The organism is Streptomyces spiramenti, assembly GCF_012034385.1.
Taxonomy (GTDB): Bacteria; Actinomycetota; Actinomycetes; order Streptomycetales; family Streptomycetaceae; genus Streptomyces; species Streptomyces spiramenti.
On record NZ_JAAVJB010000185.1, the window covers coordinates 1 to 10,786 of the forward strand.

The window sequence follows — 10,786 nt, forward strand, 5'->3', positions numbered from 1 at the left end:
GCTCGGCGGTCCGCGCGGGCCGGGTTCAGCCGGCGGGGGGCGCGCCCTCGCGCGGGCGGCCCAGCGAGCCGGTCGTCCCCTCCGGGAGGTGGGCGCGCTGCCAGGGGAGGGGGCCGCCGGGTGGCCGGTACTCGACGCCGAGCGCGTCGAGGCGGGGGTAGTGGTGCGCCATCCGGCGGTCGAGCTCCGCGGTGTCCCGTTCGGCGGGCGGCGGCAGCTGCGACCACACCACCTCGGCGAAGGCGCAGAGCCGGGGGAACGCCTGGTAGTCGGCTCGGCGGCGGTCGCGGACGACCTCGGTCCACAGGTTCGCCTGGGCCCCCAGGACATGGCGCTCGGCGTCGGTTCCGGCCAGTTCCGGCGGGAGCGGCTCGAAGCGGTAGACGTCGTGCAGGGTGCGGACGTAGGCGATGGGGAACGGCTCGTCGCCCTCGGCCTGGCGGTAGTCGAGGTAGACCTGCTGCTCCGGGCACATCACCACGTCGTGACCGGCCCGCGCCGCGGCGAGGCCGCCGGCGTACCCGCGCCAGGAGCAGACGGCGGCACCGGGCGCGAGCCCCGCGGCCACCGCGGCGGCGGCGGGGTCGTCCGGGTCGGCGGGCCGGAAGGGTCCGCCGGCGTGCTCGGGCGCGCTCTCCAGGATCTCGTCCCAGCCGATGAGGCGGCGGCCCCGGTCGGCCAGCCAGCGGGAGAAGTGCGCGATGAACCAGGGCTGGAGGTCGGCCACCCCGTCCAGTCCCAGCTCGGCGGCGCGCGCGGCGGCGGCGGGCGACCGCTCCCACTGGTCGCGGGGGCACTCGTCGCCCCCGAGGTGGATGAACTCGCCGGGGAAGACCTCCAGCAGCTCGGAGAAGACGTCCTCGAAGAAGCGGACGGTCTCCTCGCCGGGGAAGAGCACCCGGGGGCTGATGCCCCAGTCGGTCCAGACCTCGGTGCCCGTCCCGTCGGGGACGTCGGGGACGCCGAGCTCGGGGTAGGCCGCGATGGTGGCCTGCGAGTGGCCGGGGATGTCGACCTCGGGGACGACGGTGATGTGCCGGTCCGCGGCGTAGGCCACGATCTCCCGGAGGTCGTCCTGGGTGTAGAAGCCGCCGTGCGGCTGCTCGTCCCAGAGCGGGGAGTCCCGGTGGCCGAACCGGCTGCGGGGGCGCCAGGCGCCCTGCTCCGTCAGTCGCGGCTTCGACCGGATCTCCACCCGCCAGCCCTGGTCGTCGGTGAGGTGGAGGTGGAAGACGTTCATCTTGTGCGCGGCCAGCAGGTCGAGGTAACGCAGGACGCCGTCCTTCGGCATGAAGTGCCGGGAGACGTCGAGCATGAACCCGCGCCAGGCGAAGCGGGGGCCGTCCTCGATCTCGACGGTGGGCAGCCACCACCGCGCCCCGGGCAGGGGGGCGCGCCGGTAGGCGGGCGATCCGAGCAGCTGGCGCAGGGTGTGGCCGCCGTGCTGCACGCCCGCGCTCGCGCCCCCGGTGACGACGGCCTCGTGCGGCGTGACGACGAGGGTGTAGTCCTCGGGGCCGCCGACCGCGGGGTCCACCCGCAGCCGGATGGCGGTGGTCGGGGTCCCCGTGCCGGGCGGCGGGAGCGGCAGCCCTGTGGCGGCGCTCAGCTCGGCCCGCAGCAGGCGGGCGGCGACACCCGTGCCCTCACCCGCGTCCAGCACGGTCGCGTCGTCGAGGGTGAGGGTGCCCCCGGTGGCGCGCTGGGCGCGCGGGGCGGGGAGCAGTCCCGGCAGGGGGTGCGGGGCATTCTCGGTTCGGGGCGACGTCATGCGGGCCACCGTGCCGTGTGCGAGCGCACGACGCAACGCCCGTTGCGTCGCACGCAACGGGCGGCCGACGACTACTCGGCGGCGGACGGCGGCAGGGGCCGCACGACGCCCGTGGACGGCTCGGCGTGCCCGCCGCTGCGGGCGGGCACCCGGGGCGGGAGCGGGGCGCGGGCCCCGCTCACCGGGAGCGGCTACTTCTTGCCGTCGCCCTTGCCGTCCTTGCCCTTGCCGAAGGAGCTCATCGACTCGTAGATCTCCTTGCACATGGGACAGACCGGGTACTTCTTCGGGTCCCTGCCGGGTACCCACACCTTGCCGCAGAGCGCGACGACGGGACTGCCGTCGAGCGCGCTGGCCATGATCTTGTCCTTCTGCACGTAGTGCGCGTAGCGCTCGTGGTCGCCATCGCCGTGCGTGGTCTGCGGGGTCGGCTCGACCAGGGTGCCGGTGCCCGCCCCGCGCTCGGGCTCGAGAGTGCTCATGGTCACCAAGCCTAATTGAGCGACGCGTCATCCGGATATGTGGCCAGCATTGCGAGGTTTCCGCCCTGGCGGCGGAGCACGGCCCGCCAGAGCGAACCGGGGCGGTCGGTGAGGAGGTCGCCGGGTTCGGCGTCCACGACGTGCCACGATCCCTCGTCGATCTCCTCCTCCAGCTGGCCCGCGCCCCAGCCGGCGTACCCGACGAAGACCCGCACCCCGCGGACCGCGTCGGCGAGGACGGCGGGGGGCGTGTCGAGATCGACGATGCCGACGGAGCCGCGGACGCGCCGCCACCCCTCCGGCTCACCGCGCGGGACCACGCCGACGGCGAGAACGGCGTCGAGGGCGACCGGGCCCCCGAAGAAGGCGACGGGCGGGTCACCGGCGAGCGGCGCCCACTTCTCCAGGATGTCGGCGACCGGTGTCTCGCCGGGGCTGTTGAGCACCACGCCCACGGCCCCTTCCTGGTCGTGCTGGGCGACCAGCACGACGGATCGGCGGAACGTGGGGTCGGTGAGGGCCGTGGCCGCCACCAGCAGGCGGCCGGTGGCGGTGGTCGGCGTGGGCTCTGCCATGGCCTCATGATTCCGCACGGGGGTGGCCCCCGGGAAGCCGCGGGCGGTACCGTCGACGGCCCCGGAAGGAGCGTGCGCCCGGCGGACGGGCGCCCGCGCGCGGTGCGTCCACCGGCACGTCGCGAGCGCGACCGGGCACGTGGTGCGCCCCCGTGCCGCGGACGCCCCGAACGGGGTCCGGTTACCGCCGCCCGGTGCGCGCGGGGGGCGGGAGGACGGCTCGCTCACCCGTACCATCGGATACGGCCACCTGTCCGTATTCGTCTGCCCAGATCGCGAGTTCCATGACCGACGACGTTCTGCTTGTGCACGGAGGCACCCCGATCTCGGGTGAGATCCGGGTCCGCGGCGCCAAGAACCTGGTACCCAAGGCAATGGTCGCCGCGCTCCTCGGGAGTGCCCCCAGTCGCCTGCGCAACGTGCCCGACATCCGCGACGTCCGCGTGGTGCGTGGACTGCTCCAGCTGCACGGGGTGACCGTGCACAGCGGCGAGGAGCCGGGCGAGCTGGTGATGGACCCCTCACGGGTGGAACGCGCCAACGTCACGGACATCGACGCCCACGCGGGGTCCTCCCGCATCCCGATCCTGCTCTGCGGCCCGCTGCTGCACCGGCTCGGCCACGCCTTCATCCCCGGGCTCGGCGGGTGCGACATCGGCGGGCGGCCTGTCGACTTCCACTTCGACGTGCTGCGGAAGTTCGGCGCCACGATCGACAAGCGCGAGGACGGCCAGTACCTCACGGCGCCCCAGCGGCTGCGCGGTTGCAAGATCCAGCTCCCCTACCCCTCGGTGGGGTCGACGGAGCAGGTGCTGCTGACCGCGGTGCTGGCCGAGGGTGTCACCGAGCTCTCCAACGCCGCGGTGGAGCCGGAGATCGAGGATCTCATCTGCGTGCTCCAGAAGATGGGCGCGATCATCTCGGTGGACACCGACCGCACCATCCGTGTCACCGGTGTCGACCGTCTCAACGGCTACACCCACCGCGCGCTCCCGGACCGCCTGGAGGCGGCGTCCTGGGCCTCGGCGGCGCTGGCGACCGGCGGCAGCGTCTACGTCCGCGGCGCCAGCCAGCGGGAGATGATGACCTTCCTCAACACCTTCCGCAAGGTCGGCGGGGAGTTCGAGGTCGACGAGGACGGCATCCGCTTCTGGCACCCCGGCGGGCCGCTGAAGGCCATCGCCCTGGAGACGGACGTGCACCCCGGGTTCCAGACCGACTGGCAGCAGCCGCTGGTCGTGGCGCTCACCCAGGCGTCCGGGCTGTCGATCGTGCACGAGACGGTGTACGAGTCGCGGCTCGGGTTCACCTCGGCGCTCAATCAGATGGGTGGCCACATCCAGCTGTACCGCGAGTGCCTGGGCGGGACCCCCTGCCGGTTCGGTCAGCGCAACTTCCTGCACTCCGCAGTGGTTTCGGGCCCGACCAAGCTGGAGGCGGCCGACCTGGTCATCCCCGACCTGCGCGGCGGCTTCTCCTACCTGATCGCGGCACTGGCGGCACAGGGCACCTCCCGGGTGCACGGCATCGACCTGATCAACCGCGGCTACGAGAACTTCGAGGAGAAGCTCGTCAGCCTCGGCGCGCGCGTGGAGCGGCCTCGCGCCTCCTGAACCACCCCGGCCCGCCCCGTGGCGACGGGGCGGGCCGGGAACGCCGAGAGGGGCGGCCGTCCGGATCGGACGGCCCCCCCTCTCGGTTCGCCTGCGGGCGCCGTGACGCGTGTGTCGCGTCGGCGCGGGCGGCTTACTTGCCCTTGGCGGCTTCCTTGAGCTTGGAGCCCGCGGAGACCTTGACGCTGTAGCCGGCCGGGATCTTGATGGGCTCACCGGTCTGCGGGTTGCGCGCGGTACGGGCGGCACGGTGGGTGCGCTCGAAGGTCAGGAAACCGGGGACGGTGACCTTCTCCTCGCCCTTCGCGACGACCTCACCGGTCACCTCGGCCAGCGCTGCCAGAACGGCGTCGGCGTCCTTCCGGGTCACCTCGGCGCGCTCGGACAGAGCGGCTACCAGCTCACTGCGGTTCATAGTTCGTACTCCCGTGTTCTTCTTGCCGATGAGGCGTGAGATCGAAGCCGATGCTGCCAGGGTCCTCGGACATTCCTGGACCCGGGTCAAGTTTCGTGAACCCTCGCGCCCAGGTACGCATCCTGCCCCCAGCTGGGGCGCTATGGCCAATCCGGCGCTGTCTCTGGCCTGCGAGTAACCCTAAAGGGCGGCCGTGGGCGACGGGCAACCCGACGCGCCGCCGTGAGAAGAGCCACCACCGGCCACCGGCGCTCACCGGCACCCGCGCGCCCCACCGACGGACGTGAGCCGGGCGCACGGGGACGTGACACCCGCGGCGCCCGTGGCACCGGGGACGCGGCGGGCGACGGACGGTCGGCGGGGCGTACGGGACGCCCGGGGGCGCCCCGTGGGGCCTCCCGCGGGCACCGGGAGCCCGGGCCCGCGGGAGGTCTGGCTCAGTCGCCCTGGGACTGCTGGGCGGCCTGGCTGACCGCACCGGCGACCGCGCCGGAGACCTTCTCGTTGAAGACGCTGGGGATCACGTAGTTGGCGTTGAGCTCGTCGGCGAGCACGACGTCGGCCAGCGCGCGGGCGGCGGCCAGCATCATCGACTCGTCCACGGTGCGCGACTGGGCGTCGAGCAGACCGCGGAAGACCCCCGGGAAGACCAGCACGTTGTTGATCTGGTTCGGGAAGTCCGACCGGCCCGTCGCGACCACGGCCGCGGTGCGGCGGGCCTCGGCCGGGTCGACCTCGGGGTCGGGGTTGGCCAACGCGAAGACCACCGCGCCCTCGGCCATCGCCGCGACGTCCGAGGCGTCGAGGACGTCGGGGGCCGAGACGCCGATGAAGACGTCGGCCCCGACCACGGCCTCCTTCAGCGTCCCCGTCATGTTGTCGGGGTTGGTGTGGTCGGCGATCCAGCGCAGCGGGGTGTCGGCGTCGGCGTCCGCGAGGTCGGCGCGACCGGAGTGGACGACACCGTGGATGTCGGCCACGACCGCGTGCTCGACGCCCGCGGCCAGCAGGAGCCGCAGGATCGCGGTGCCGGCGGCGCCCGCGCCGGACATCACGACGCGGACGTCGCCGAGGTCCTTCTCCACCACGCGCAGCGCGTTGTGGAGCGCGGCGAGGACGACGATGGCGGTGCCGTGCTGGTCGTCGTGGAAGACCGGGATGTCCAGGGCCTCACGCAGCCGCGCCTCGATCTCGAAGCAGCGGGGGGCGGAGATGTCCTCCAGGTTGATGCCCGCGAAACCGGGGGCGATGGCCTTGACGACCTCGACGATGGTGTCGGTGTCCTGGGTGTCCAGGCAGATCGGCCAGGCGTCGATGCCGGCGAAGCGCTTGAACAGCGCCGCCTTGCCCTCCATGACGGGGAGGGCGGCCTGCGGGCCGATGTTGCCGAGACCGAGGACGGCCGAGCCGTCGGTGACCACCGCGACGCTGTTCCGCTTGATGGTCAGGCGACGCGCGTCCTCGGGGTTGGCCGCGATCTGGGTGCAGACGCGGGCGACACCGGGCGTGTAGACCATGGAGAGGTCGTCACGGTTGCGGATCGGGTGCTTGGAGCTCATCTCGATCTTGCCGCCGAGGTGCATCAGGAAGGTCCGGTCGGAGACCTTGCCCAGCGTCACCCCTTCGATCTCGCGCAGCTTGCGCACGATCTCGTCGGAGTGGTCGGTGGAGTTGGCCGCGATCGTGACGTCGATCCGCAGCTTCTCGTGGCCCGAGGCGGTGACGTCGAGGCCGGTGACGTGGCCACCGGACGACTCCACCACGGTGGTGAGCTGGCTGACCGCCGTGCCGCTGGCCGGGACCTCCAGCCGGACGGTCATCGAGTACGAGACGCTGGGGGCCGTTGCCATGCCGACTTCCTTCGTTCTTCCCTGTGGTTCCGGGTACTGCTCCGGAATGGTCCCACCTACCGACTGGTACGCGGTAACCGCCCCCCTGTGATGAAAGTATCTTTCCGCGCTGCGAGAGAGGGGTGGGCCACCGGCGCGGGCCCGCGACGACACCGCCCGGACGGCTCACCCCGCCGCACTCCCCCGAACGACGCGCCGAGGAGAACCCCCTCACCGAGAGCGGGCGGCTCCCCCGGGACCGCGGCGGGGACGACGACGCGGGGGCCGCGGACCGCAGGGTGCCGGCGCGCACCGCACCGCGGCCGACCGGGCACGCCCGTTCCGGCGCGCGCCTCGCAGACCCCACCACCCCATGGGCCGTGCACCCCGGGGCGCACGCCGCGCAGGAGCGGGTGGCGTAAGCCGATCACCTATCGCCTACTACCCGCTAGCTGACGCCAACGTCAAGAAACCACTCACCCTTTGGAGTGAAGTACGAAGAGCGGAGCATGTGGCCGATGATGACCGATTAGCCGGATTCAACCCCATCACTCACTCACGTGAGCGCCCGCCTTATCACTCCATCAGGTGACATCCGCGCCGCGAGTAGTCCCTCTGAGTCATTTGAGATTGCACCCAGTGGGGGTGTCGCGGTCCCCCTACCTTCCGTAACGTCCTCGACCGGCAAGGGTGAATATGCCACTTGCCGCCGTGGGGGAGCCTCGATTCGGGAGAGGACGGCACCGGCATGAGCTGGGTAACGGACTGGAACACCAAGGCGGCCTGCCGCACCACCGATCCGGACGAACTGTTCGTCCAGGGAGCCGCGCAGAACCGCGCCAAAGCGGTCTGCACGGGATGCCCCGTCCGGACGGAGTGTCTGGCCGAAGCACTGGACAGCCGAATGGAGTTCGGCGTCTGGGGCGGCATGACCGAGCGGGAACGGCGGGCCCTGCTGCGCCGCCGCCCGACCGTCACGTCGTGGCGCATGCTGCTGGAGACCGCCAAGACGGAGTACGAGCGCGCGATGCGCCCGGAGGAGGACGAACGAACATCTGAGGCAGCCTGAGCGAGGGCCCACCGCACGGGGCCGCCGACCGCCCGACCCGCGGCCGGCGAGTGCCACCCGGAGAGGTGGAGACGGTGGACGGACACGCCGACGGCGCCGCGTCCCGCACAACCGCGGGCGCGACGCCGTCGGCCGGTCGTGTCGGATCGCAGCAAGCGATCCCGGCGACCGGAAGAAGAAGGTGGCACCGACCCGCCAGCTCGCCTCGCGGCAAGTGGTCGCTCGTAGCGACGATGGTTGGGCCCGGGGGCATGGATCGGGCCGGTGCCTCCACCACGGTAACAAAGACCCGCCGCAGTTTCATCGCACGTCGCGGATCCGTTCCGCCTACGCCCCCCACCCCGCGCCGACCGGCCCCGTCGCGGGGCGGCCTGGCCGGGTCGGCCGGTCAGCCCAGGTCGGCCAGTTCGCCCAGACCCGCCAGGAGCGAGGGCACGCCCTCGGCGTCCGGTTCGTCACCCGGGCCGGCGACCACGGTGAGCCGCTGCGTGGCGCGGGTGAGCGCGACGTACAGCACCCGGAGCCCGGCCGGCGACTCGTCGGCGATCTCCGCGGGGCGCACCACCAGCGTGGCGTCGTACTCCAGGCCCTTCGCCTCCAGGCTGCCGAGCGTCACGGCCCGGTCCCCCAGGTCGGCGATCCACCGGGCGGCCTCCGCGCGGCGTCCCATCGCGACGATCACCCCGACGGTCCCCTCGACCTCGGCGAGCAGGCGTTCGGTCTCCTCGCGCACCACCGTCGCGAGACCGGCGCCCGCGCCGGGCCCGCCCGGAGCGGCGGGTCGCTCCGCGCCGCCCGTCCGCTCGGCCTCGCCCGCCCGCTCCGCTCCGGCGGCCCGCGCGCCGGGCCAGACCCGGTAGCGAGGCACCAGACCGGTCGAGCGCACGGCGCGCGGCGGGCTCGCCGAAGGCATCGCGAGCGCGAGCACCCGGTCGGCCACCTCGGCGACCTCCGAGGGGTTGCGGTAGTTGACGGTCAGTTCGAACGGGCGGCGCGGACGGGTGCCGAGCACGGCTGACCGCTCTGCCGCAGCCTCCTCCGGGTCGCTCCAGGAGCTCTGCGCCGGATCGCCGACGATCGTCCAGGTGGCACGTCGGCCGCGACGCCCCACCATCCGCCACTGCATGGGGGTCAGGTCCTGGGCCTCGTCCACGATGACGTGGGCGTAGTCGGTGCGGTCGCCCTCGTCCTCGATCGGCCGGGAGGCGCGTGCGGAGCGGTCGGCGTAGGTGGTGACCTCGGCGACGCCGAGCTCCGCGAGCAGCGCCTCCTCGGTGGGCGGCTTGGGTCGCGCGGGGGTGCCCAGCAGGGTGCGCAGTTCGTCGAGAAGGGCGACGTCGTGCACGGACAGCCCCCGGCCGTCGGCGGTGACGCGACGCAGGGAACGCGACAGCCTCCGGATGTCGCCCTGGGGGACGACGCGGCGTGCCCAGCGGCCGAGTCTGCGCTCGTCGGCCATGGCCCGCAGCGCGTCCATCGGGGTGACCTCCGGCCACCAGGCGTCGAGGAATTCGGTGAAGTCGGTCTCGTCGGCGACGTCCTCGCCGAAGGCCTCCCGTGCCTCGGCACGCATCCGGGGGTCCTCGTAGCCGCGTGCGCCGCCGGCGACCTCCCACAGCGCGTCGATCAGCAGCCGCCGTGCGCGGGGCCGCAGCAGGTTGACCGGTGCGGTGCCGCCCAGCACGGCCTGCCGGAGCTCGGCCAGCCGCTCAGGACCCACGGTGAGGCGGCGGCCGAGCGCGACGACGGAGAGCTGCTGCGGTTGGCCGTCCCGTTGCAGGGCACCGCGCGCGGCGCGCGCCAGGACGCGCGCCATCCGGGCGGAGCCCTTGACGCGGGCGACCGCCGGCTCGTCGTAGGAGTCCGCGGACGCCCCTTCGACGAGGCCCCCCAGCGCGCGGATGGCGACCTGGCCCTCCTCGCCGAGGGAGGGGAGCACGCCCTCGGTGTAGGAGACGAGGAGCGGCGTGGGGCTGACGACGAGGATGCCGCCGGCGTAGCGCCGCCGGTCCTTGTAGAGGAGGTAGGCGGCGCGGTGGAGGGCGACGGCGGTCTTGCCGGTGCCGGGCCCGCCGAAGACCTCGGTGACGGCGGCGGCGGGGGCGCGGATCACCTCGTCCTGCTCGGCCTGGATGGAGGCGACGATGTCACGCATCGCGTGGCCCCGGGCGCGGCCGAGCGACGCCATCAGCGCGCCGTCACCGACCACGGGGAGCTCCTCGCCGCCGAGCAGGGCGCGCAGCCGCGGGCGCAGCAGGTCGTCCTCGACCCCGATGACGCGCCGCCCCTTGCTGCGGATGACGCGGCGGCGCACGACCCGCCCCGGCGTCACGGGGGTGGCGCGGTAGAAGGGCGCCGCGGCGGGAGCGCGCCAGTCGATGACCAGCGGCACGTACTCGGTGTCGAGGACGCCCATCCGGCCGATGTGGAGGGTCTCGGCGATGTCGGCGACCGCGCCGTCCCCCTCCTCGCGCACCGCGTCGTCGGAGGGTTCGACGGAGGTCTGGGCGCCGTCGGGGCCCCGGACGCCGTCCTTGCCCCGGAGGAGGTCGATGCGGCCGAAGAGGAAGTCCTCGAACTCGCTGTTGAGGCGGTTGAGGTGCCGACCGGCACGGTAGACCAGGGCGTCCCGTTCGGCGAGCGCCCCGGGGGTCCCGACCTGAACGCGCTCGGCGGCGTCGTTCACGAGGAACTCCGCCTCGTGGATCTTCTCCTCGAGTCTCCGGTAGACGGCGTCCAGGTGACCCTGTTCGCCGCGGATCTCCCGCTCCCGGACGTCCAAGCCCCTGCCCCTTTCGCGCGGTCCTTCGGGCAGCGGCCAACCGTACACCCACGGCGACGGGCCGAGTTCGCCGCGCACCGGTGGCGTCGGCGGCCGTTCGCCGTTTCCGGCCATTCGGCGGTGGCAGGACGGCCTTCCCGCGGCGGCCGGGCGGGGCGGCGGGGGCGCCTCGGCGGCCATGCTCCGGAGGCCACCAGCCGGGTCGCCGGACATGGCGTCATCACCGCGACCTGTTCCACCCCCCAGGAAG

At 73.4% G+C, this 10,786-nt stretch carries 8 protein-coding genes; 2 read left to right on the plus strand and 6 right to left on the minus strand.

What is annotated here, in order from left to right; translation table 11 throughout:
* Positions 1-25 precede the first annotated feature (25 nt).
* From HCJ92_RS18535 to HCJ92_RS18545, 3 genes are all read right to left on the minus strand, one after another.
* Positions 26-1,771, minus strand: a complete 1,746-nt coding sequence (locus HCJ92_RS18535; RefSeq protein WP_167934740.1) for a beta-N-acetylhexosaminidase — start codon at positions 1,769-1,771, stop codon at positions 26-28.
* Between the two features lie 191 nt (positions 1,772-1,962).
* Positions 1,963-2,253, minus strand: a complete 291-nt coding sequence (locus HCJ92_RS18540) for a DUF3039 domain-containing protein (protein WP_167934741.1) — start codon at positions 2,251-2,253, stop codon at positions 1,963-1,965.
* A gap of 11 nt (positions 2,254-2,264) precedes the next feature.
* Positions 2,265-2,828, minus strand: coding sequence for a YqgE/AlgH family protein (locus tag HCJ92_RS18545; protein WP_167934742.1), 564 nt, complete (start codon positions 2,826-2,828; stop codon positions 2,265-2,267).
* 284 nt (positions 2,829-3,112) lie between these two features.
* Between HCJ92_RS18545 and murA the strand changes: the two genes are divergently transcribed.
* On the plus strand, positions 3,113-4,441 hold the full coding sequence (gene murA / locus HCJ92_RS18550) for a UDP-N-acetylglucosamine 1-carboxyvinyltransferase (protein WP_167934743.1): 1,329 nt from the start codon (positions 3,113-3,115) through the stop codon (positions 4,439-4,441).
* A gap of 133 nt (positions 4,442-4,574) precedes the next feature.
* On the opposite strand, the gene HCJ92_RS18555 is transcribed toward murA, so the two are convergent.
* Together HCJ92_RS18555 and HCJ92_RS18560 are read right to left on the minus strand one after the other, a co-directional pair.
* Positions 4,575-4,856, minus strand: coding sequence for an HU family DNA-binding protein (locus HCJ92_RS18555; RefSeq protein ID WP_167934744.1), 282 nt, complete (start codon positions 4,854-4,856; stop codon positions 4,575-4,577).
* A gap of 437 nt (positions 4,857-5,293) precedes the next feature.
* Entirely contained in the window at positions 5,294-6,706 is a 1,413-nt protein-coding gene (locus HCJ92_RS18560) for an NAD-dependent malic enzyme (RefSeq protein ID WP_167934745.1), read from the minus strand.
* Between the two features lie 727 nt (positions 6,707-7,433).
* Between HCJ92_RS18560 and HCJ92_RS18565 the strand changes: the two genes are divergently transcribed.
* Positions 7,434-7,754: a WhiB family transcriptional regulator gene (locus HCJ92_RS18565; protein ID WP_167934746.1), complete on the plus strand. Its 321-nt coding sequence runs from the start codon at positions 7,434-7,436 to the stop codon at positions 7,752-7,754.
* 388 nt (positions 7,755-8,142) lie between these two features.
* Here the strand turns inward: HCJ92_RS18565 and HCJ92_RS18570 are convergent, their stop codons facing one another.
* On the minus strand, positions 8,143-10,536 hold the full coding sequence (locus HCJ92_RS18570) for a HelD family protein (RefSeq protein WP_245240991.1): 2,394 nt from the start codon (positions 10,534-10,536) through the stop codon (positions 8,143-8,145).
* Positions 10,537-10,786: the final 250 nt, after the last annotated feature.

Coding starts and splice junctions, on each gene's coding strand:
- HCJ92_RS18540 (WP_167934741.1), bottom strand. CDS start 2,253: ATGAGCACTCTCGAGCCCGAGCGCGGGGCGGGCACCGGCACCCTGGTC.
- murA (WP_167934743.1), top strand. CDS start 3,113: ATGACCGACGACGTTCTGCTTGTGCACGGAGGCACCCCGATCTCGGGT.
- HCJ92_RS18555 (WP_167934744.1), bottom strand. CDS start 4,856: ATGAACCGCAGTGAGCTGGTAGCCGCTCTGTCCGAGCGCGCCGAGGTG.
- HCJ92_RS18545 (WP_167934742.1), bottom strand. CDS start 2,828: ATGGCAGAGCCCACGCCGACCACCGCCACCGGCCGCCTGCTGGTGGCG.
- HCJ92_RS18565 (WP_167934746.1), top strand. CDS start 7,434: ATGAGCTGGGTAACGGACTGGAACACCAAGGCGGCCTGCCGCACCACC.
- HCJ92_RS18535 (WP_167934740.1), bottom strand. CDS start 1,771: ATGACGTCGCCCCGAACCGAGAATGCCCCGCACCCCCTGCCGGGACTG.
- HCJ92_RS18560 (WP_167934745.1), bottom strand. CDS start 6,706: ATGGCAACGGCCCCCAGCGTCTCGTACTCGATGACCGTCCGGCTGGAG.